The 20,625-nt window shown below is 69.1% G+C and carries 21 protein-coding genes; 10 read left to right on the plus strand and 11 right to left on the minus strand.

Annotation, left to right across the window (positions count from 1 at the left end):
• Positions 1–17 precede the first annotated feature (17 nt).
• Complete coding sequence (locus CCN37_RS02825; RefSeq protein WP_086819034.1) at positions 18–1,493, plus strand: PLP-dependent aminotransferase family protein; 1,476 nt, start codon at positions 18–20, stop codon at positions 1,491–1,493.
• A gap of 33 nt (positions 1,494–1,526) precedes the next feature.
• Positions 1,527–3,452, plus strand: coding sequence for a peptidoglycan recognition family protein (locus CCN37_RS02830; RefSeq protein WP_086819035.1), 1,926 nt, complete (start codon positions 1,527–1,529; stop codon positions 3,450–3,452).
• Between the two features lie 227 nt (positions 3,453–3,679).
• Here CCN37_RS02830 and CCN37_RS02835 read toward each other — a convergent pair whose 3' ends face one another.
• Together CCN37_RS02835 and CCN37_RS02840 are read right to left on the minus strand one after the other, a co-directional pair.
• Positions 3,680–4,813, minus strand: a complete 1,134-nt coding sequence (locus tag CCN37_RS02835; protein WP_086819036.1) for a homoserine O-acetyltransferase — start codon at positions 4,811–4,813, stop codon at positions 3,680–3,682.
• Positions 4,810–6,114 carry a bifunctional o-acetylhomoserine/o-acetylserine sulfhydrylase gene (locus CCN37_RS02840; protein WP_086819037.1) on the minus strand — a complete coding sequence of 435 codons (1,305 nt, stop codon included), beginning with the start codon at positions 6,112–6,114 and terminating at the stop codon, positions 4,810–4,812. Before CCN37_RS02840 ends, CCN37_RS02835 begins: the two co-directional genes overlap by 4 nt.
• A 243-nt stretch (positions 6,115–6,357) precedes the next feature.
• Between CCN37_RS02840 and CCN37_RS42245 the strand changes: the two genes are divergently transcribed.
• From CCN37_RS42245 to CCN37_RS02850, 3 genes are all read left to right on the plus strand, one after another.
• Positions 6,358–6,423, plus strand: a complete 66-nt coding sequence (locus CCN37_RS42245) for a putative leader peptide (protein ID WP_371503582.1) — start codon at positions 6,358–6,360, stop codon at positions 6,421–6,423.
• A gap of 39 nt (positions 6,424–6,462) precedes the next feature.
• Positions 6,463–6,963, plus strand: coding sequence for an OsmC family protein (locus CCN37_RS02845; RefSeq protein WP_086819038.1), 501 nt, complete (start codon positions 6,463–6,465; stop codon positions 6,961–6,963).
• A gap of 105 nt (positions 6,964–7,068) precedes the next feature.
• Positions 7,069–8,949: a DNA/RNA helicase domain-containing protein gene (locus CCN37_RS02850; protein ID WP_086819039.1), complete on the plus strand. Its 1,881-nt coding sequence runs from the start codon at positions 7,069–7,071 to the stop codon at positions 8,947–8,949.
• A gap of 3 nt (positions 8,950–8,952) precedes the next feature.
• Here the strand turns inward: CCN37_RS02850 and CCN37_RS02855 are convergent, their stop codons facing one another.
• Both CCN37_RS02855 and CCN37_RS02860 read right to left on the minus strand, forming a co-directional pair.
• Positions 8,953–10,803 carry a DNA/RNA helicase domain-containing protein gene (locus tag CCN37_RS02855; RefSeq protein ID WP_086819040.1) on the minus strand — a complete coding sequence of 617 codons (1,851 nt, stop codon included), beginning with the start codon at positions 10,801–10,803 and terminating at the stop codon, positions 8,953–8,955.
• Between the two features lie 110 nt (positions 10,804–10,913).
• On the minus strand, positions 10,914–11,219 hold the full coding sequence (locus CCN37_RS02860) for a GlsB/YeaQ/YmgE family stress response membrane protein (RefSeq protein WP_086819041.1): 306 nt from the start codon (positions 11,217–11,219) through the stop codon (positions 10,914–10,916).
• Between the two features lie 76 nt (positions 11,220–11,295).
• Between CCN37_RS02860 and CCN37_RS02865 the strand changes: the two genes are divergently transcribed.
• Positions 11,296–12,051 (plus strand): S9 family peptidase, encoded by a 756-nt coding sequence (locus tag CCN37_RS02865; protein WP_210407848.1) that lies wholly within the window; start codon positions 11,296–11,298, stop codon positions 12,049–12,051.
• A 129-nt stretch (positions 12,052–12,180) separates the two neighbouring features.
• On the opposite strand, the gene kynU is transcribed toward CCN37_RS02865, so the two are convergent.
• Complete coding sequence (kynU, locus tag CCN37_RS02870; protein ID WP_086819052.1) at positions 12,181–13,347, minus strand: kynureninase; 1,167 nt, start codon at positions 13,345–13,347, stop codon at positions 12,181–12,183.
• A gap of 16 nt (positions 13,348–13,363) precedes the next feature.
• A complete protein-coding gene (locus CCN37_RS02875; protein ID WP_246842780.1) occupies positions 13,364–14,185 on the minus strand; it encodes a tryptophan 2,3-dioxygenase in 822 nt (273 codons plus the stop codon).
• A 107-nt stretch (positions 14,186–14,292) separates the two neighbouring features.
• Here CCN37_RS02875 and CCN37_RS02880 point away from each other — a divergent pair, with 107 nt between their 5' ends.
• The 3 genes from CCN37_RS02880 to CCN37_RS02890 are packed head-to-tail and all read left to right on the plus strand — an operon-like array spanning position 14,293 to position 15,584.
• Positions 14,293–14,748, plus strand: coding sequence for an Lrp/AsnC family transcriptional regulator (locus CCN37_RS02880; RefSeq protein ID WP_210407850.1), 456 nt, complete (start codon positions 14,293–14,295; stop codon positions 14,746–14,748).
• Positions 14,749–14,794: 46 nt separating this feature from the next.
• A complete protein-coding gene (locus tag CCN37_RS02885; protein WP_086819042.1) occupies positions 14,795–15,388 on the plus strand; it encodes a winged helix-turn-helix domain-containing protein in 594 nt (197 codons plus the stop codon).
• Between the two features lie 4 nt (positions 15,389–15,392).
• Positions 15,393–15,584, plus strand: a complete 192-nt coding sequence (locus tag CCN37_RS02890) for a hypothetical protein (RefSeq protein WP_086819043.1) — start codon at positions 15,393–15,395, stop codon at positions 15,582–15,584.
• Between the two features lie 32 nt (positions 15,585–15,616).
• On the opposite strand, the gene CCN37_RS02895 is transcribed toward CCN37_RS02890, so the two are convergent.
• Together CCN37_RS02895 and CCN37_RS02900 are read right to left on the minus strand one after the other, a co-directional pair.
• Positions 15,617–15,814 (minus strand): hypothetical protein, encoded by a 198-nt coding sequence (locus CCN37_RS02895; protein WP_086819044.1) that lies wholly within the window; start codon positions 15,812–15,814, stop codon positions 15,617–15,619.
• 194 nt (positions 15,815–16,008) lie between these two features.
• On the minus strand, positions 16,009–17,052 hold the full coding sequence (locus CCN37_RS02900) for an AraC family transcriptional regulator (RefSeq protein ID WP_210407851.1): 1,044 nt from the start codon (positions 17,050–17,052) through the stop codon (positions 16,009–16,011).
• 88 nt (positions 17,053–17,140) lie between these two features.
• Between CCN37_RS02900 and CCN37_RS02905 the strand changes: the two genes are divergently transcribed.
• Positions 17,141–17,884, plus strand: coding sequence for an SDR family oxidoreductase (locus tag CCN37_RS02905; protein WP_086819046.1), 744 nt, complete (start codon positions 17,141–17,143; stop codon positions 17,882–17,884).
• Here the strand turns inward: CCN37_RS02905 and CCN37_RS02910 are convergent.
• From CCN37_RS02910 to CCN37_RS02920, 3 genes are all read right to left on the minus strand, one after another.
• Complete coding sequence (locus CCN37_RS02910; RefSeq protein ID WP_246842781.1) at positions 17,865–18,782, minus strand: hypothetical protein; 918 nt, start codon at positions 18,780–18,782, stop codon at positions 17,865–17,867. The two genes, CCN37_RS02905 and CCN37_RS02910, sit on opposite strands and share 20 nt — an antisense overlap.
• Before the next feature lie 120 nt (positions 18,783–18,902).
• Positions 18,903–19,421, minus strand: coding sequence for a M23 family metallopeptidase (locus tag CCN37_RS41305; protein ID WP_086819047.1), 519 nt, complete (start codon positions 19,419–19,421; stop codon positions 18,903–18,905).
• Positions 19,422–19,557: 136 nt separating this feature from the next.
• Positions 19,558–20,625: ABC transporter substrate-binding protein (locus CCN37_RS02920; RefSeq protein WP_143261390.1), on the minus strand; the 1,068-nt coding region annotated here is incomplete at its 5' end.

Below are 20,625 nucleotides of genomic sequence, written 5' to 3' on the forward strand. Positions count from 1 at the left end.
GCCAATTGGTGTGCCGAATGAGAAACCTGTCCTGCGAGGACCTCGTGACACTGCTGGGCCGCTGGTCCGGCGGTCGTGGCGCGCTGTACCTGTTGCTGGCCGCGCGGTTGCGCGCGCTGATCGACGACGGCCAGCTCGCGGCGGGCACCGCCCTGCCGACCGATCGCGCGCTCGCGCTGGCGCTGGCCGTGGGGCGCAGCACGATCATCTCCGCCTACGACGTGCTGCGGCAGGAGGGCCGGATCGTCCGCAGGCAGGGCAGCGGGACCCAGGTCGCCGACACCCGCGCCCCCTCGGCCCCGACCGGCGCGGAGGGCAGCATGAACACGCTGTTCCTGCACCTGCTGGAGCCGCCGGACGACGTGGTGCAGCTCGGCTGCGCGGCCCCGACCGTTCCCCCGCCGGAGCTGGCCGAGGCCTACCGCAGGGCGATGAACAGGTTCTTCGAGCCCGACATCGGCTACCACCCGGCCGGGCTCGGCGAGCTGCGCGCGGCGATCGCCCGGCGCCACACCGCGCGCGGGGTGCCGACCGGGCCGGAGCAGATCATGATCACCACGGGCGCTCAGCAGGCGCTGGCGCTGATCACCACGACCTTCCTCAGCCCGGGCAACGGCGTGGTGTGCGAGACGCCGAGCTACCCGGGAGCGCTGGAGCTCTTCCGCGCCGCAGGTGCGGTGATCAGCGCGGCGGAGTGCGGGCCCGGCGGCCTGGACCACGTGGAGTTCCTGCGGCTGCTCGCCGACGAGCGCACCCGGTTGGGCTACCTCGTCCCCACCCACCACAACCCGACCGGGGCGGTGCTGCCGCCGTTGCTGCGTCGGCGGATCGTGCTGCGCGCGGCCGAGCTGGGCGTGCCGCTGGTGGAGGACGAGGCGCTGGCGGAGCTGAGCTTCGACGGCACCGTCGCGCCCTCGCTGGCCAGCTACGCCCCCGATGGCGACATCCTCTCGGTGGGATCGTTGAGCAAGCTGGTGTGGGGCGGGCTGCGGATCGGCTGGGTACGCGGTCCCGCGTCCCGGATCTCGCGGCTGGCGCGGGTGAAGGCCCTGCACGACATGGGCAGCTCGGTGCTCCCGCAGCGCGCCGTGCTGGAGCTGCTGCCGCAGTTGCCGGAGGTGCGGGCGCGCCGGGTCGCGGAGCTGCGCGAACGGCACGACCACCTGCGCGAGCTGCTGGCGCTGCGGTTGCCGGAGTGGCAACCGAGTCCGGTGACCGGCGGGCAGCACCTGTGGGTGCGGCTGCCGAGGGGCAGCGCGTCGGCCTTCGCCCAGATCGCGCTGCGCCAAGGGATCGCGCTGCTGGCCGGGCCGGGGTTCTCCGCGCGCGGGGACTGCGACGACCACCTGCGCATCGCCTTCCTCGCGCCGTCGGAGGAGCTGACCGCCGTGGTGGACCGGCTGGCCTCCGCCTGGGACAGGTTCTCTGCTAACAGAGCTTCATCGGTAGTTGGTGAAGTATTGACGGCCTCGCGGGCGCCGACCAAGGTCTGAGGGATCGTGTGTCGGTTCACCAGGAGGTCACCGATGTCCGTTTCCCCTGCATTACGGGTAAGCACAGCAGTGGCGGTCGCCGCCGCGCTCGTGCTGCCCAGCCCCACCGCCTCCGCACTTGACGGCAGCCGTCAAGCAGACTTCACCTCGGCCGCCAAGGAGTTCGGCGTCCCGGAGAACGTGCTGCTGGGCGTGTCGTTCCTGGAGTCGCGGTGGGACGTCAACGCGGGCGCGCCGAGCCGGGGCGCGGGCTACGGCCCGATGCACCTGACCGACGCTGCGGCGCTCGACGTGGACGAGCACGACCATCACGGCTCCGAAGCCGAGGACCCGCGCGGTGACCTCAGCCGCCCGCTCGCGCCGGTGGACAGCGCACCCCAGCAAGGCGTTCCCGCCGAGCTGCGCACGATCGAAGCCGCGGAGCGGCTGACCGGCGTCGACCGCGCGGTGCTGCGGAGCAACGCGCGGCAGAACATCCGGGGCGGCGCGGCGCTGCTCGCCTCGCACCAGCGCGAGCTGGGCAGCTGGTACGGCGCGGTCGCGAAGTACAGCGGCGCCAAGGACACCGCGACCGCGAAGCGCTTCGCCGACGACGTCTTCGAGGTGATCCGCACGGGCGAGGCGCGCACCACCGACGACGGTCAGGCGGTGCGGCTGGTCGGCCAGGACCTCAAGCCGGACACCGGGATCGTGGACCGAATGGGACTCAGGCCCAGCGCTCCCAATGAGGCCGAGTGCCCGCGCGAACTCGGTTGCGAGTGGTTGCCCGCCGCCTACGAGCACCACACGCCGAGCAACCCGGAGAAGTACGGCAACCACGACAAGGCCAACCGGCCCGTGGACATGCCGATCAAGTACATCATCATCCACGACACCGAGGGCTACTGGGACACCACGCTCCGGCTGATCAAGGACCCGAAGTGGGCGAGCTGGCAGTACTCGCTGCGCTCCTCCGACGGCCACATCGCGCAGCACATCAAGGCCAAGGACGTCGCGTGGCAGGCGGGGAACTGGTACGTCAACACGCACTCGATCGGCCTTGAGCACGAGGGCTTCGCGGCGAAGGGCACCTGGTACACCGAGGCGATGTACCGCACGTCCGCGCGGCTCGTGCGGTACCTGGCGCAGAAGCACGGCGTGCCGCTGGACCGCGCGCACATCCTCGGCCACGACAACGTGCCCGGCGTCTCGCCCGCCAAGGTACGCGGTATGCATTGGGACCCTGGTCCCTACTGGGACTGGGCGCACTACTTCGACCTGTTGAAGGCGCCGTTCACCCCCCGCGGCGGTGACCGCTCCGGCATCGTCACGATCAAGCCGGACTACGCCACCAACCACCCGCCGATGTACGGCTGCGACGACAAGAAGCCCGCCGAGCCGTGCCCGACCCGTGGCACCTCAACGGTCTTCCTGCACACCGAGCCGCGCGCGGACGCGCCGCTCGTCAAGGACATCGGCCTGCGCCCCGACGGCGGCAACAGCACGCGCCAGGTCAGCGACATCGGCGCGCGCGTCGACACCGGCCAGCGCTTCGCCGTCGCCGGGCGCTCCGGGGACTGGACCGCCATCTGGTACCTCGGCCAGAAAGCCTGGTTCCACAACCCATCCGGTACTCCGACCGCCGTTCCTGGAACCGGGTTCGTCGTGACACCCCGGCCCGGTTTGGCCTCCGTACCAGTGTTCGGCATCGCGTACCCCGAGGCGTCCGCCTACGAGGGCACCGGCGTTCCCGTGCAGACCGTGGAACCGTTGCAGTACACCATGTTGCCCGGCCAACGCTATGTCGCCGCTGACCTCGCGGTGCCCTCGGAGTACTACTTCGCGAAGGAGTGGAACGGTCCCCGGATCGTCGTGCGCGGGCACGAGCGGTACTACCAGGTGTTCCTCGGCCACCGCATCGCCTACGTGAAGGCCGCCGACGTGCACGTCCTCCCCGGCCCCATCGGCGCTCCGCGCTAAAGCCCTGAACGGGTCGTTCAGTGCGTTGACTGCACTAAACGACCCGTTCAGCTCCTTCACCGCGTCAAACAAGCCGTTGGCGCGCCCCACCACTCCCCCCGAACCGCCGTCGTTTAAGTGCTGAATGACTCGTTCAGGTGGTTGAGCGGACTGAACGAGTCATTCAGGTGGTTGAACGGACTGAACGAGTCATTCAGGCGCTCAACGCACCAAGCGGGCCATTGGGGTCAGCGGGGGTCGAGCAGGTCGGTGACGATGCGCCCGACCTGGTCGGCCTCGATGAGCAGGCCGTCGTGGCCGTAGTCGGAGCGCACCACCTGCAACGGCCCGGCGGTCGGGATGTGGTCGGCGATGAACTGCTGCTGCTCCAACGGATAGATGCGGTCGCTGTCCACACCCGCCACCGCGACCCGAGCGGTGACCCGGCCCAGGGCCGCCTCGACACCACCGCGATCCCGGCCGACGTCGAAGCTGGTCATCGCCCGGGTGAGCGCGACGTAGCTCCCGGCGTCGAAGCGGTGCGCCAGCTTCCGCGCGTGGTGGTCCAAATAGGACTCGACGGCGAAGCGGTCCTCACCGGGCTGGCGCGAGTGGCCGAAGCGCGCCTCCAACTCCGCCGGAGCGCGGTAGGTGGTGTGCGCGATCCGCCGCGCCAGGCTGAGCCCGAGGTGCGGGCCGACCGGCTTGTCGTAGTAGTCCCCTTCGTGCCACCCGGGATCGCTGTAGATGGCGCTCAACTGCGTGTAGCACCAGGCGATCTGCTCGGCCGAGGCGACCGCGGTGCCCGCGAGCACCAGCGCGGATTCCACCCGATCGGGCTGGTCGACGATCCACTCCAGCGTCCGCATGCTGCCGAGGGAACCGCCGATCACCGCGGCCCAGCGGCGCACGCCGAGCGCGTCGGCCAGGTGCGCCTCGGCGCGGGTCATGTCCCGCACGGACAGCGCGGGGAACCGACTTCCCCACGGTTTCCCTTGCGGGTCAAGGGAAGACGGCCCGGTGCTGCCCTGGCAGCCGCCGAGCGCGTTGGTGCACACGATGAACCAGCGCTCGGGGTCGACGGCGCGACCCGGCCCGACCAGCTCGCTCCACCAACCCGGCGTGGGATGTCCCTCCCCCGCCTCGCCGATCACGTGGCTGTCCCCGGTGAGCGCGTGCTCCACCAGGATCGCGTTCCCGCCGTCGGGCGCGAGGGTGCCCCACGTCTCGTAGGCGAGCTTGCCGCCGAGCAGGACCCCGCCCGACTGCAACGGGAACGGGTCGGGCAGCGCGAAGAACTTCCGCTGTCCGGGGTGGTCCCCCTCCCGCCACGCGGCCGTGACGGGAAGGGGGGCCGAGATGTCCGGGCGCACCAGGGTCATTGACGCAACGCCGCCTTTGCCGCGCGAAAACCCGAATCCAGATCGGCTTTCAGGTCCTCGACGCCCTCGATTCCGACGGCGAGCCGCACCAGGCCGGGAGTGACCCCGCTGGCCAGGCGTTCCGCCTCGGAGAGCTGACTGTGGGTAGTACTCGCGGGGTGGGCGACCAGGCTGCGCACATCGCCGATGTTGACCAGGTGGCTGAACAGCTCCAACCCGTCCACGAACGCGCGACCCGCTTGCACACCACCGCGAAGCTCGAAAGCTACCACCGCCCCCGCGCCGCGCGGCAGGTACCGCTGCGCAAGATCGAACCACGGGCTGTCCGGCAGGCCCGCGTAGTGCACGGCCTCGACCTCGTCCCTGGCCGCGAGCCACTCCGCGAGCGCCCGCGCGTTGGCCACGTGCCGCTCGATGCGCAGCGACAGCGTCTCGATCCCTTGCAGCAGAAGGAAAGCGTTGAACGGCGAGAGCGCGGGTCCGAGGTCGCGCAGCCCCTGAACGCGAAGTTTCGCCGCGAAAGCCCCGTGTCCGAGCACCGGCCAGTACCGCAGCCCGTTGTAGCTGGGGTCGGGCTCGTTGAAGCCGGGGAAGCGCTCCGGCTCCAGGCCGAAGTCGAACTTGCCGCCGTCCACGACGACGCCGCCGATCGCGGTGCCGTGCCCGCCCAGGTACTTCGTGGCCGAGTGCACCACGATGTCCGCGCCGTGGTCCAAGGGCCGCAACAGGTACGGCGTCGGCACGGTGTTGTCGACGATGAGCGGGACGCCCGCCGTGTGCGCGATGTCGGCCACCGCGGTGATGTCCAGGACGTTGCTGCGCGGGTTGGCCAGCGTCTCGGCGAAGAAAGCCTTGGTGTTGGGCCGGATCGCGGCCCGCCACGCGGTCAGGTCGTCCGGGTCCTCGACGAAGCTGACCTCGATGCCGAGCTTGGGAAGGGTGTAGTGGAACAGGTTGTAGGTGCCGCCGTAGAGCGAGGCGCTGGAGACGATGTGGTCACCCGCGCTCGCCAGCGTCAGCACGGTCAGCGTCTCCGCCGCCTGTCCCGAAGCCAGCGCCACGGCCGCGACCCCGCCCTCCAGCGCGGCGAGCCGCTGCTCCAGCGCGTCCTGGGTCGGGTTGTTGATGCGCGTGTAGATGTTGCCCGGTTCGGCGAGGCTGAACAGGTTAGCCGCGTGCTCGGTGTCGCGGAAGACGAACGAGGTCGTCTGGTAGATCGGCACCGCGCGCGCTCCGGTCGCGGGGTCGGCCTGGGTGCCGGAGTGGACCTGCTTCGTCTCGAACGACCAGTTTTCGGGCATGGCTGTACTCCTCAACGGGATAAGCGAGAAAAAGGGCGCGCGAAATACGCGCGAGAAGAGGAAGGAGGGTCGGGGCTCAGCCCGCGAAGCGGCGACAGCCCATGCTGTTCACGCGGAGAAGGTCCACGTGCAGACGCCGTACCAGTCCGGTCACGCTGCGCAGACTAACAGCGGCGCACAGCGACGGCCCACGATGTGAGAGCTTTCTTGACCGCATTCCCGGAGCACCCCGACCATTGCGACGTGATCCTCACCAAAAGGCGTCACGTCGACCTGTGCCGGTCGACCACATCGCGCTGTCCGGCCTGACGGAATCCCTTTCCCCGTCAGCCTTTCCCAGGAGCGCGCATGTCCCTGTCCGAAGTCATCGACGCCACCCGCGACGCCGTCACCGACGACGTGAACCGGGCGACGGTCACCTTCCGCACCACCAACGCCCTCGTCCCCGGCACCCCCACCCAGGTCAGCGTCGAGGCCCGCGGGCACGGCTTCGCCGTCGACGAACCCGCCTCCCTCGGCGGCACCGACGTCGCCCCCAACCCCGTCGAGTACGCCCTCGCCGCGCTCGGCTCCTGCCAGGTGATCACCTACCAGTTCTGGGCGGCGCGGCTGGGCATCCAGCTCGACGGGATCTCCGTGACCGTGGAGGGCGACCTCGACGTGCGCGGCTTCTTCGGCTTCGCCGAGCACATCCGGCCCGGCTTCACCGCGATCCGCGTGCAGGTCTCGCTGACCGGGCCGGAAACCCGCGCCCGCTACGAGGAGCTTCGCTGGAACGCCGACCGGCACTGCCCCGTGCTCGACCTCTTCCGCGCGGAAACCCCCACCCGCACGGCGCTGGCGCTCTAGCCGGACACCGTCAGGCGTCTGCCCAAGTCCACCGGGGTTTGCCAGGTACGCAAAGGCGCACGGACTAGCCTGGTCTGACGATCAAGCGTCCGCACGGGGGGTCCGGTGGCTCTGGTTCGACGAAGCGCTCAGCAACTGCTGCCCGAGGCGCAGGCGGGACGCCTGCATCTCGAGCTCGCGGAGAAGGCGCGGGTCAGCTTCGAGTCCGGGGTCGGCGCGTCGGAGATCCGGTCTTGGGAGAAGAGCCTTCCGGTGTTCCTCGCCGACGTGGTCGACGCCGGCCTCGGTCACGTCGAGGTCCTGCTCGAGCACAAGCTTCCGCACAACCCCAAGCGGGTCGACGTCATCCTGTGCGGCACGCACCCGAAGCGAGGTACGCCCTCCTACGTCGTCGTCGAACTCAAGCAATGGTCCACTGTGGACCAGACCGAAGGCGACATGGTCGTCATCCCCCGGTACGGCCAGCCGGTGCTGCACCCATCCGACCAGGTCCGCGGCTACTGCGAGTACCTCATCGACTCGACCCCCGCCCTGGCCGAGCGCCCCGGCGCGCTGCACGGCTTCGCGTACCTGCACAACGCCACCAAGAGCGGGGTGTGGCGGATCTCCAACTACGCCTTCGACGAGTACGGCCTGTACACGTTGGACACGAAGGCCGAAATGGCCGACAAGCTCAGGGAGCTGTTGGACACCACGCCCAGCGCGCGTGACGCGGCACGCCACGCGGCCGAGGAGTTCCTGTCCTTCAAGCACGCTCCGTCCAAGCCGCTGCTTGACCAGGTCGCGGTGGAGGTCAAGGAGCGGGAGCAGTTCGTCCTGGTCGACGAGCAACAGGTCGCGTTCAAGATGGTGAAGCGGGCTGTCGAGCAGGCGCGCGTTTCCAAGCAGCAGACCGTGGTGGTCATCCTAGGCGGCCCTGGCTCCGGCAAGAGCGTCATCGCGCTGAGCCTGCTCGGTGAGCTGGCCAGACAGGGACGACGGGTCTACCACGCCACCGGCTCGAGCGCCTTCACCAACACATTGCGGAAGCTGGTCAAGGGCCGCACAGGCAACATCTTCAAGTTCTTCAACAGCTTCACCACGAGCGAGGAGCAGTCGCTCGACATGATCATCTGCGACGAGGCGCACCGAATCCGGGAAACCAGCTCCAATCGTTTCACCTCCAAGGCGGTCCGTGACAGAGGCCGCCGCCAGGTCAACGAACTGATCGACGTCGCGCGCGTACCGGTGTTCCTGCTCGACGAGCACCAAGTGGTGCGTCCAGGAGAGATGGGCTCGCTCGCGGAGATCACCGCAGCGGCTGAGGCGCTCGGATGCCGCGTCGATGTCGTGCGACTGTCCGGGCAGTACCGCTGTGGCGGCTCGGAGTTCTTCGACACCTGGGGCGCGGGCTTGCTCGGCACCGGGACGCGCCAGCCGACGACCTGGTCGTCTCTGGCGGCGGAGACCGACGAGAAGTTCCTCGTGCGCAGCGCGGACTCGGTCGAGGAACTAGAGCAGTGGCTGCTCGAGCGGCAACAGGAGTTCGGGGGTACCGCCAGGATCGCTGCCGGGTACTGCTGGCGGTGGAGCGCCCCGGTCAGCAAAGACGGCGTCAAGGTGCTGGTTCCCGACGTGCAGATCGGTTCGTGGCAGCGCCCGTGGAACGCCAAGCCGAATGAGAGGGTCGCGGACGCTCCTGAGTCGCACTACTGGGCGAGCGATCCCCGAGGCTTCGGCCAAGTCGGATGCGTGTACACCGCTCAGGGTTTCGAGTACGACTGGGCGGGCGTGATCTTCGGACCTGACTTCGTCCGCAGGGAAGGCTCATGGGTCGCCGAGACCAAGCACTCACACGACCCTCTTGTGAAACGGGCCGAGAGCGCGCACTTCCACTCGCTGATCAGGAACACGTACAAGGTTCTGCTGACCAGAGGCATGCGTGGAGTGTGCCTGTACTCGACGGACCCCGAGACTCAGGAGTACCTCCGCAAGATGACGGGCTGAGTCCTACCTCGCGTGCTCACGGAGGTACTCGGCCGTCTCCTGGTCGACGGAGTACACGCACACGCCGCGCAGCGCCCGGGTGAGCAATACCTTGTAGGAGTTGAGGATCAGCCGAGCGGCCGTTCGTTCGACCGTGCTCTGACTCCCCCGGAGCCCGCTGAACGCACCGTGGTCACAGGACTTCCCGAGCTGTGCCCGCCACCGTCCGCGCCGCACCACGAGATCCTCGCCGAAGATGACTCCAGCCCAGTCGTACTCGAACCCTTGCGCGGTGTACACACACCCGACTTGGCCGAACCCCTTGTCCCCGAAGGACCAGTGCGAGGCCGACGGCACGCCCTCTACGGCGAACTTCTGTTTGGCGTTCCACGGGCGGTGCCAGTCGCCGATGACGACATCGTTCACCAGCTTCCCCTCTTGTGGGTCCGTCCAGGGCCAAGAAAATCCCGCAGCGATCCGAGCAGTGCCAGAGACGTTCGCCTCCTGGCTGCGCAACCAGTCCTCCATGGCGTGTGGAGTCGACTTGAAACGCACGGCGAAGTCGTCCTCCTGGCCAGCGACGAGATCGGACCACGCGATCGGTTCGCCGTCAGCGAGGCCGAGCAGCCTGAGGACCCACTCGTCGTAGAGCGCGGATCCGCCATAGCGGAACTGGCCGTTGAGTTCGATCTTGACAAGGTCGCAGTCGTTGTTCGCGGCGGCCTCCGCGATCCGATTGACCGTTCCGATCTCGCTGTGCCGCACCGCTTGGTGCTCGTCGAGCAGGAACACCGGCACGCTCGCGACCCTGATCAGGGAGTCGATCTGGCTCCCTCCTCCGGTGTCGGTGTTCCTGACGCGATGCGCCTCGTCGCAGATGAGCACTTCGAGGTGGTTCTCCGCGTGCTCCCGGAAGTCGAAGAAGTACTTGAACAGCTCCTTCGCTCGACCGGTTTCGCGTGTGGTCACCTTGCGCAGTGACTCCGTGAACGCCTTCGATCCGGTCGCGTGCATGACTCGTCGTCGTTGGTGCGCAAGGGTGTCCATCAAGCTCAGGGCCAACGCGCTCTTGCCGGAGCCGGGCCCACCGACCACCACGACGACCTTCTTGCGGCCGTTCCCGGCCTTGTCGTCCAGCTCGCGGAGAACCGTTCTGAACGCGACCTGCTGTTCGTCCAGCAGCACGAACCGGTCACGACGGCGGATCTCCTGTCCCGAGAACCACAGCATCGGTCCGCTCGGCGCGGCCACTGCGGACATCAACGCCTCGGCGCAGCGCTCAGCGGCTTCCGCGAGTCCCGGGGCGCGGTCGAGAACTCCGCCGAGCCGTTTCATCAGGCCCGCACGGTTGTTCTTGAAGTAGAGGCCCGTGTACGCGTCGCCGGATTCACGTGCCGGCGCGATTTCGTTGTGCAGGTAGGCGACGGCGTGGACCATGTCCGAACAGCGAGCGAGCGACGGCACGAAGTCCAGCAGGTATCTGCGGTACTGGGTGACCTGCTCCAACGGGTCGAGTCGGATCGTCCCCGACCTGCCGAACCTGGCGAGCCCGCCGTCGATGAAGACGACGTCGGTCCACTGCTTGAGTTCCACCAGAACGTAGGAAGGCAGGCGGTCCTCAGGGCTCAGCCCGCACAGGATCAGGTCGATCCGCCGCGAGCTGTACGGAAGTCGCCGCTCCGCCAAGACGTGGACCTCGCCGAAGCCCTCCTCCACCAGTTGGCCGAGGAACAGCCAGAGGCTCCGCTCCCAGGAAAGCTTCTCCGCGTTCTTCGCGGAGAAGCTCGCGCGCTGCGCGCCAGCGCTCAGCAGCCGCGCGAGCTCCTCCGCGCCCAAGTCCCACAACGAACGGACGCTGCCCACTGCGTGCTGCATGGCTCCCCCGAGATGCTGGCCTCTCCCCTTTCACTGATCTTGTCACCCGACTGGGCGACAAGTTGCGGGAGGCGCAAACCGCGCCCTGGGAGAACGCCTGAACCTCGGGCTCAGCGGCGGGCCTTCGCCTTGGTGCGGCGCCTGCGCTTGCGCTTGGCGGGGGCCAGGACCGCCTCGGCGATCGCGACGCCGAGCGAGGCGATGCCGAGCTGGATGAGCAGTTCGATCCAGTCGATGCCCGGGGTCTCGCTGAGGTTGAACAGGCCCGCGAGCAGGGTGCCGACCAGGGCCGAGCCGATGCCGACGAGCGCGGTGAGCCAGAGCGGGATGCGCTGCTTGCCGGGCAGCACGATCCGGGCCATGACGCCGATGACCACGCCCATGACCACGGCGCTGATGACGACCGAGACCGACACGTTCTCTCCTTCGACGCTGTGCAGGGATGATCAGCTTCCCAGACCCCACCGACAGTCCCTTTGCTAGCGTCCAGCCGTGACCGACTCCCGCGAAGTGCTGTCCCGCCCGGCGCCGGGGCCGGACAGCTCGGTGACCTACGGCGAACACCCGGACCACGTCGCCGACCTGTGGTTCCCGCGCGGCGACGGGCCGTTCCCGGTCGCGGTAGTCATCCACGGCGGCTTCTGGCGGGCGGAGTACGACAGGGTGCACGCGCGCCCGATGTGCGTGGCGTTGCGCGAAGCGGGCTACCTGGTGTGCGCGCCGGAGTACCGCCGCACGGGAGCGGAGGGCGGCTGGCCGGCCACCTTCGACGACACGGGAGCCTGGCTCGAAGCGCTGCCGGAGCTGGTGGGGCCGCGCGCGGACACGAGCCGGGTGGCGCTGATCGGGCACTCGGCGGGCGGCCACCTGGCGTTGTGGGCGGCGACCCGCGCGGAGGTCAGGGGCGTGGTCTCGCTGGCGGGCGTGTGCGACCTGGAGCTCGCGTCGCGGCGGCGCTTGGACAACGACGCGGTGGGCGTTCTCCTCGGCGGCACACCGGAATCGGTGCCGGACCGCTACGAGGTGGCCGACCCGATGCGGCTCACCCCGACCGAGGTGCGCACGGTGCTCCTGCACGGAGACGCCGACGACATCGTGCCGGTCGAGGCGAGCCGCACCTACGCGGCGCAGGCCGGACCGCTGTGCGAACTCCGCGAACTCCCGGGCACAGGCCACTTCGCCGTGATCGACCCGCTCTCCACGGCCTGGCCCGAAGTCCTCCGAGCCTTGGCGGACGTGCTCGCGTAGTTCTCCGCCCGGGTCGCCCGTACCCGTTTCGTACTCATAGCGGCGTGAAACGCTCCCAAGGCCGTTATGAGTACGAAACGGGTTCTCTGGACGACTGCGGGGCGTGATGAGGCGGGCGGACGTGCTCGCCTAAGCCAGCTCGGCGAGGGTGGTGGCGGCGCGGAGGGCGTCGGTGTAGCGGTTGTAGAGGGCGGCGAAGCCGAAGCGGAGCACGTTGGGCGGGCGGAAGTCGCCGATCACGTCGCGAGCGATCAGCGCGTCCATCACCGATGCGGCATCCGAACACGCCAACGAGACCTGACTGCCACGAGAAGAATCCCGAGGCGTCACAACGGAAACGCGCGAGCCGACGAGCGAATCCACGCACTCGATGAAGAACCCGGTCAGCGCGAGGTTCTTGGCGCGCACGTCGGAGATGGTCACGCCGTCCCACACGTCTAGCGCGGCGTCCAGCGCGAGCAAGGACAGGATGTCCGGCGTGCCGCAGCGACCGCGGGCGATCTCGGAGGACGGCTCGAAGTCGGGAGCCATGGCGAACGGTGCCTTGTGCCCGTTCCACCCGGCGAGCGGCTGATCGAACGAAGCCTGCAAACGTGTTGGCACGTAGAGAAAAGCGGGCGCACCGGGACCGCCGTTGAGGAACTTGTACGTGCAGCCCACGGCGAAGTCGACACCGTTCGCGTCGAGGTCCACGGGGAGAGCGCCAACGCTGTGGCACAGGTCCCACAGCACCAACGCGCCCGCCGCGTGCACCGAAGCGGTGACGGCGGCGACGTCGTAAGCCCGGCCGGTTCGGTAGTCGACCTGGTTGGCCAACACCACAGCGGTGTTCGCGTTGAGCTCCAGCGCATCCAGCGGAGCCGCGCGCACGGTGGCACCGGTCAGCCGCGCCACCGAGGACGCGATGTAGCCATCGGTGGGAAAAGTCGCGGCGTCGACGACGATCTCGTTGCGGCCCTTGGACATCCGCAAGGCAGCGACCAACGCCTTGAACAGGTTCGCGCTGGTGGAGTCGCCGACGACGACCTGGCCGGGCGCGGCGCCGACGAGGGGCGCGATGCGGTCGCCGACGCGCTCCGGAGCGGTCCACCAGCCCTCGCCCCACGAGCGGATCAGCCTGCGGCCCCACTGGTTGCGGACGACGTCCTCCATCCGCTCGGCGACCGAGAGCGGCGGTGCGCCAAGGGAATTGCCGTCGAGGTAGACCACCGAGTCGTCGAGGTCGAACAGCTTCCGGCAGGAAGCGAGGGGGTCGGTCGCGTCGAGTTCGCGGGCGCGCTCGGCGAGGGAAAGCATCAACACTCCCAGGAAGTCAGACGTAGCTGCGGGCGGTCCACAGCTCGGGGAAAACGGTGCGCTGCGTGCGCTTCTCCAGCCACGCCACGCCCGCCGAGCCACCGGTGCCGACCTTGGCGCCCATCGCGCGGCGGGTGGCGAGCAGGTGGTCGTAGCGCCAGCGCGCGAACTCCTCGGCGATGTCGGTCAGCACCTCGCCGAGCTGCTGGGTGTCGTGGTGCTCGGCGCGCGAGGAGTAGATCTCCGTCCACACCCGCTCCACACCCGCATCCGCCTGGTAGACACGCGAGCGGTCGCGCTCCAGAACCGACGCCGGGATCGCGTAACCCCTGCGGGACAAGTACTCCAGCACGTCGTCGTACAGGCTCGGCGAGCGCAGCGCGGACTCCAGCTCGGCCTCGACGGCGGGCACGGCGCGGTGCGGGACGATCATGGAAGCCGACTTCTCGCCGAGCAGGAACTCCATGTGCCGGTACATCGCCGACTGGAACCCGGAGCCCTCGCCGAGGTTGCTGCGGAAGGCGTTGAACTCCTCCGGCGTCATCCTGGCGATCGAGCGCCACGCCGCGTTCACCCCCTGCAGGTGCAGCACGCTGCGGTGCAGGGTGCGCCGCGCGGAGTCGAGGTCGTCGGCGCGCAGCTCCTGCTGGGCCTGCTGCCACTCGAAGCAGAGCAGCCCGAAGTACAGCTCCATGATCTGCGTGATCACCAGGAACGACATCTCGCCCGGATCGCTCGACCACCGCTGTTGCAGGGAGTGCAGCACCGAGGCGTGCACGTAGTCCTCGTAGGGGGTGGTGCCCGCGAAGTCCAGGTTGGGCTCTTGGGTCGTCTTCACCCGCATCATGGTGCTCCGCGAATCCGCTGGGTGGAATGGACGCCGACGGCCAATGCGGGCCTTGCGCTTTCCAGCCGGAAACAGATCGCCGACCTAGGCTTACGGTCATGAACACGCCGCTGGACAAGGTCGACTGGGCCCTGCTCGACGCGCTCCAGGAGGACGCTCGGCTGTCCTACAACGAGCTGTCCCGCCGCGTGCACGTGTCGGCGCCGACGGTGGCCCAGCGCGTGCGGCGACTCGAAGCGGCCGGAGTGATCCAGGGCTACCACGCGCGCGTGGACCCGACGGCGGCCGGACGGCCGGTGATCGCGCTGGTGCGGATGAAGTGCTACGGCGCGCGCTGCATCACGGTGCACCCGGAGCTGCTGGCGGACTGCCCCGAGGTGATGGAGGTCGTGCGCCTGACCGGCGACATCTGCTCGGTGGTGAAGGTCGCCGCGCCGACGATCCGCGCGCTGGAGCAGCTGCTGGAGCGGCTGTCGCGCTACGGCGAGACCTCCAGCGCGATGGTGCTGTCCACGCCCATCGACTGGCGCCCGGTTGCCCCGCCGACCGCATAACAAGAACTCTTGCTAAACAAGTCTTTAGCAAGATACCTTGTTATGCATGCCCACCAAGAAGCACAGCAACATCCAGGACCCCAAGCAGCTCAGGGCGCTCGCCCACCCGCTGCGCTGGAAGATCATCGATCTGCTCACCGTGCAGGGGCAGTCCACCGCGACCAGGTGCGCGGAGGCGCTCGGCGAGAGCGTGGCGAACTGCTCCTACCACCTGAACACGCTGGCCAAGTACGGCTACGTGGAGCAGGCGCCCGGCGGCCAGGGCCGGGAGAAGCCGTGGCGGATCGCCAGCACCGAGCAGTCGTGGGACGTCAACGCCACCGACTCCAGCCCGGAGAGCGCCGCGGCGGGACAGGCCGCGACCGAGGCGTTCCTGGACTTCGAGGCGACGCGGATGAAGTCGGCGCTGCGCCGAGGCCCGTCCGAACCGGAGGAATGGCGCAAGGCCAACGGTTTCTCGGCCACCTTGGCGTTCGTGACGCCCGAGGAGCTGAAGGAACTGCGCGCGGAGATGACCGCGCTCCTGCAGCGCTACCACGACCGCTTCGAGAACGCCGAGCTGCGCCCGGAAGGCCACCGAGCGGTGCGGCTGTTCCTCGCGAGCACGCTCGCGGACACCCCCGACAAGGAAGGTGATTAGAGCCGTGGACCCGTTGCAGATCTACCAGATGCACCAGTACCGAGCGGAAGAACTGCACGCGAGCGCGCGGCGACGCGGCTTCCTCGCACGACTGCTCAAGAAGAGGAACCCGTCGCGACGGCAACAGGAAGCGGGGCTTCAGCGGCGGAGCCCCCGCACCTCGACGAGAACCGCGCCCGGATTCTTCGGAGTCTGAGGTGCAGGGCCGCGCGAATCGCGTTGAACGTCCTATGTGGACGAACGCTCAGCGATGACGCTGAGCGGCTCGTCGTCTCCCCTGCGGCTGCCGCGGCGCTCCTTGCGCAGCGCGCGGTCCAGGCTCTTCGCCAGCATGGCGCATGCCATCACGGCCGCCATGATGGCCGCTACCGCCAACACCAGGGTGAACACGTTCGACCACGCGATACTGTTGACCCACTCCTCCATCGCGACACCTCCTGCTGAGTAATGCTCCAGTTTAGGCGATTTTTCGCAGGAGGAGAACATCCGTTAACGCGGTTCAACCGGACAGTCGCCGAGGGACACGGGCATATCCCTGGAGGACAACGGATTCGTCATCAGCCGGTGACCGGGCCGACACCGAATGAAGTCCACAATGGACATAAATCGCAGTCGCGACGTCAGCGCTGCAACGTGGCCGAAGGGGTCTCGCCGTAGCGCTGGCGGTAGGCGGCGGCGAAGCGCCCGGGGTGCCAGAATCCCCATCGCGAGGCCACCTCCGTCACGGTGGTCACCGCGCTCGGGTCGGCGGCCCGCAGCTCGTCGTGCACCCTGGCCAGCCGGACCTCGCGCAGGTAGGCCATGGGCGTGGTGTCCAGGTGCCGCCGGAAACCGCCCTGCAGCGCGCGGACGCCGACACCGACGGCCTCGGCCAGGTCCTCGACCGTGAGCGCTTCGGCGGCGTGGCCCTCGATGAGGTCGATGGCGCGCCGCACCGTCTTCGGCATCGACGCGGCCTGATCGGCGTGCAGCGCGTCGGAGAAGTTGGAGCGCTGCGCCAGCAGCAGCCCGGTGATCAGCGACTGCTCCAGGTGCTCGGCGACCAGCGGGGCGGGCGTCGCCGCGCGCTCCAGCTCGGCGCACGCCCACCGGATCTGGGCCAGCCACGCGCGGGCCTGCGGCGTGCCCAGGTCCATGCCCAGGTCGAAGCGCAGCACCCCGCGCGGCGGTCGGCCGAGCAGCTGGTGCAGCCGGCTCTCGACGGCCTCGCGGTCGAGCCGGACCACCAGCTGCGGGGTGCCGCCGTCGAGCACCATGTCCACGTCGTCGGTCGGCCCGGGCACCGAGGCCCGGTTGGCACCCAGCACCACCTCGTGCCGCGCGCTGCGGATCACCCCGCTCCCCGATTGGGGGATCTGCACGGCGAAGAAGCCGTCGATGGCCTCGGCCTGGACGCGCACCCGCGCGCCGTAGTCGACGTAGTGCAGCCCCACGCGGCCGAACTGCGCGCCGTGCTGCCGCGCGTCCAGTCGCGCGCCCGGCCCGATCAGCTCCACCCGGTGCGGGCAGAAGGACCGGGTGATCTGCTCGCGGAAGGCGTCCAGGTCACGGGTGCGGAGCAGGGTGTGACCGTCCAGCGGGAGCCGGTGCGAAGCGCGGCGCGGTCCCGCATGTGGACCTTCGAGCATCCCGGTGAACCTCCCCAAGTGAAATGTGCACTTCACTGCGCAAACTGTATCGAGGGTGCGTCGGGGGGCTTGGCGACACCACGCCCACCGCGTCATCGTGGTGGCAGCCCAGGGAATGAGGATTATGCGGGAGCTGGCCGGCAGGTCCGTTGTGGTGCTGGGCGGGTCCACCGGCACCGGGGCGACCCCCATCGGCGCCGCCGTGCTGGACGCGCTGCGCGAGGCCGGGGCGCGGGTGCTGCTCGGCGACGCCCGCCCGGACGAGCGGGTCGGCCCCGGCGTGCGCTTCGCCCGGTGCGAGCTGACCGACGACGCCCAGGTCTCGGCCTGCCTGCGGCGCGCGGCCGACGAGCTCGGCGGGCTGGACGCGGTGATCAACCTCGGCGCGAGCCCCGCCGGGCAGGGCGCGGAGCGCTTCCACTGGCTGGACTCCCTCAACTCCGGCGTGGTCAGCGCGGCGATCACGGCCCGCGCCGCCCACCGCCACCTGCGCGGAGCCGGTGGGGCGATCGTGAACCTGACCTCGGACGGCACCGCGCGGCGCAGCCGCTGGCTGGCCCCGGTCGGCAAGGCCGCGCTGGTGGAGCTGACCAGGAGCATCGCGGCGGACTTCGCCGAGGACGGCATCCGGGTCAACTCCGTCTCCCCCGCGTGGACCTGGTCGGAGGTGCTGGACCAGTTCACCGGCGAGGCCGCCGAACCAGGTGGTACGCCGTTCCACCCGCTGGGCCGCGTCGCCGATCCGGCCGAGGTCGCCGAGGTGGTGCTGTTCCTGTGCTCGCCGTCCTCGGCCTTCATCACCGGCTCGGACTGGGCGGTCGCGGGCGGGTACACCTCGATCGGCGCGGTCAGCGGTACGGGTTCCTGACGTAGCTGGAGCTCTGACCGCCCGCGTTGCCGAAGTAGTCGCGGACCACCCTGGCCGGATCGGTGGCCAGCTCGCCCCGGCCCGGCTTGTCGTTGTGGTCGTCCCAGCCCCACGGCGCGTTCGCGGCGTTGTCCTTGCCGTTGTCCCCGGCGAAGGTCCCCCACGCGTGGAAGGTCGCCGAGTCGCCGCGGTGCGCCCACAGCCCACCGACCTCGAAGATGTTGATCAGCTGGTAGCCCACCGAGCGGTCGTTGCCGCTGCTGGGCACCTCACCGGCGCCGCGGGTCGGGTAGTAGACGATGCCGTCGCCGCCGGGGAAGTCCTTGCCGTTCCAGCGGTAGAGCCCGTGCCCTTTCGCCTCCTGAAAGGTCGACGCCCGCGCGAGGCCGTCGTGCGCGGTGGTCAGCACGGTGCCGTCGATGTTCTCGCCGCCGCTGGTGAACGGGCTGCCCGCGGGCGTGTAGGAGTAGAAGTCGCGGTGCGCCACGGTGATCATCGCGCGCAGCGTCCCCCACTGGCCGCCCTTCTCGACGACGGCGAGGACGCCCTCCAGGTCGTTCTCGTGCTCTTCGAGCGGGTTCCAGTCGCTCCAGTCACGCGGGTGGAAGAAGGCGTAGAGCAGGTAGTAGAAGTTCGCGTTCTCGGTCACCGAGTAATAGGCCGCTCCGCGCAGGTTCTGCTTTTGCTGCGCCTGGTTCTCCCAGTTGTCCTTGCCCTTCCAGTTCCCGTCGAAGTCGATGGGCGAGAGGTAATCAGCGCTGGCGTTCGAGGAATCAGTGTCCTGGTAGTGCACGGGCGCCCAGTGATAGGCCAGATCGGCGTCGCTTACAGCAGCGGAGGCCGGAGCCGGAAGGAGACTCGCCGCCAACGCGGCAACGAGGGCGAGAACAGTGCGCACGGGACCTCCGGGGCGGACGAAGATCAAAAGAGCCTGCCAGCGGCGGGCGCTGGAGAACAGGTCCAAAGGGACGCAGCTCCCGGCGAGAACGCCGGGAGCTGCCCCCAGGTCCGCCGGTCGTCAGCAGCCGGTGCTGCTGGTGATCGAGGTGTTGCCGAAGTAGGCGATCGCCTTGCCGTTGAGCACCGCGCGCTTGACGACGCCGTTGAGCTTCTGCTCGTAGTGCAGGTGGGGGCCGGTCGATCCGCCGGTGCTGCCGACCTTGCCGATGATCGTTCCGGTGCTCACGCTCGCGCCCAGTGCCACGTTGAACGCGCTGAGGTGCGCGTACAGGGTCTGCCAGCCGCCGCCGTGGTCGACGACGATGTACTTGCCGTAGCTCGAACCGCCGAGGTCGCGGCGGGTGACGACCTTGCCCGCGGCGCTGGAGCGGACGTTCTTGCCCTGGGCGTCGCCGCGCTGGAAGTCCACCGACAGCTGCGGGTTGTGGTTGGTCCGGGTGTTGGCGTTCCACACCTGCCCGCAGTCGAACGGGGTGCGCAGGTTGGGGGCGGCCGTGGCCGGGGTGGCGAGGGCGAGCAGGGTGGCGGCGCTGGTGGCCAGCGCCGCGACCGCCGTTCTGACGGTAACGGTAGCCATCTGATCCTCACTTCTTCGGACATGCAGGGAGAGTCCGTCAGCGCAATCCCGCCGGCGACAGGGAATGGCGGGACGCGCTGATGCGAAGAAGCCTAGGATTCGGACATACAGGATCGATACAAAACAAGAACATCGTTCAGCTTTGAGTGACGAACTCATTCGTGAACGTGTCTTCCAGAACGACGGAAATGCGCGCTATCTCGGCGTCGAACTGCCGGAGAATGCCCGAGACCGCCTCGGCCCCGTTGATGGGGATGGCACCGTCCTGGGAAAAGGCGTCCTTGGCGTGCGCTATGGCCTGGACGTAGGTCTCGAAATCGCCGCCCGCGTACTCGCGAGGCATCTTCTCGGCGATCTCGGCGGCGGTGTGCTTGCGCATCCAGTCGAGCGTCCGGACGATCGCCCTGGTCAGCTTGCCCGCGACCACCGCGTTGTCGCCGACCCAGGTCGAGCCGGAGTAGAGCACCGTCGCGGGGTAGGTGGACACGCCGAACTCCGCGCGCACCCCGGCCGCGGTCCTGGTGTCGCTGAGCACGCGCACCCGGTCGACGCCGAAGCGCTTCTGCAGCAGGGAGAACGCGGGGTCGATCATGACGGCGGCGTCCACCTTGCCGGTTTCCATGGCCTCGACGGCACTCGTGTCACCCCCTATGGCCTGCGCCTGGGCGTCCTCTGCGTGCAGCCCGTTGCGCACGAGGAGGTACTTGAGCAGGAAGTCCGTCGAGGAGCCCGGTCCGGTGACGCCGACCTTGGCGCCCTTGAGATCGGCGATGGAGGTGATCCGCTTGGTGGTCTTCGGCGAGACGGCGAGCACCAGCGAGGGGTAGCGCAGCATGTTCACGAACGCCTTGACCGGCTTGCGCTGCGCCTGCATCTGGATGGCGTGGTCGTAGAAGCCGCTGACCACGTCGACCTCACCGGCCTGCAAGCCCTTGAGCGCCTTCGCGCCGGACTGGAACTCCTGCAGGCGCACGTCGAGGCCCTCGTCGGCGTAGTGGCCGAGGCGCTGCGCGAGCGTGGTGGGCAGGTACACCAGCAGCGGCAGCCCACCGACCCCGATGCGGACCACCGGCGGGCCTTCCGGCTCCTTCTCGAAACCGCAGGCGCTGGTGGTGACCGCCAGCACGGTGACAACCGCCGCCGCGACCAGTTTGCGCAGCTGCACGAGCACCCTCCCCCCACCCACGAACACCCTCCCCCACGC

The sequence above is a fragment of the Allokutzneria sp. NRRL B-24872 genome (assembly GCF_002155965.1).
Classification (GTDB): Bacteria; Actinomycetota; Actinomycetes; order Mycobacteriales; family Pseudonocardiaceae; genus Allokutzneria.

Excerpts from the sequence above, each read along its gene's own strand:
- CCN37_RS02825 (WP_086819034.1), top strand. The coding sequence starts at position 18 with ATGAGAAACCTGTCCTGCGAGGACCTCGTGACACTGCTGGGCCGCTGG.
- CCN37_RS02830 (WP_086819035.1), top strand. The coding sequence starts at position 1,527 with ATGTCCGTTTCCCCTGCATTACGGGTAAGCACAGCAGTGGCGGTCGCC.
- CCN37_RS02835 (WP_086819036.1), bottom strand. The coding sequence starts at position 4,813 with ATGACCCTGGTGCGCCCGGACATCTCGGCCCCCCTTCCCGTCACGGCC.
- CCN37_RS02840 (WP_086819037.1), bottom strand. The coding sequence starts at position 6,114 with ATGCCCGAAAACTGGTCGTTCGAGACGAAGCAGGTCCACTCCGGCACC.
- CCN37_RS02845 (WP_086819038.1), top strand. The coding sequence starts at position 6,463 with ATGTCCCTGTCCGAAGTCATCGACGCCACCCGCGACGCCGTCACCGAC.
- CCN37_RS02855 (WP_086819040.1), bottom strand. The coding sequence starts at position 10,803 with ATGCAGCACGCAGTGGGCAGCGTCCGTTCGTTGTGGGACTTGGGCGCG.
- kynU (WP_086819052.1), bottom strand. The coding sequence starts at position 13,347 with ATGCTTTCCCTCGCCGAGCGCGCCCGCGAACTCGACGCGACCGACCCC.
- CCN37_RS02880 (WP_210407850.1), top strand. The coding sequence starts at position 14,293 with ATGAACACGCCGCTGGACAAGGTCGACTGGGCCCTGCTCGACGCGCTC.
- CCN37_RS02885 (WP_086819042.1), top strand. The coding sequence starts at position 14,795 with ATGCCCACCAAGAAGCACAGCAACATCCAGGACCCCAAGCAGCTCAGG.
- CCN37_RS02895 (WP_086819044.1), bottom strand. The coding sequence starts at position 15,814 with ATGGAGGAGTGGGTCAACAGTATCGCGTGGTCGAACGTGTTCACCCTG.
- CCN37_RS02905 (WP_086819046.1), top strand. The coding sequence starts at position 17,141 with ATGCGGGAGCTGGCCGGCAGGTCCGTTGTGGTGCTGGGCGGGTCCACC.
- CCN37_RS41305 (WP_086819047.1), bottom strand. The coding sequence starts at position 19,421 with ATGGCTACCGTTACCGTCAGAACGGCGGTCGCGGCGCTGGCCACCAGC.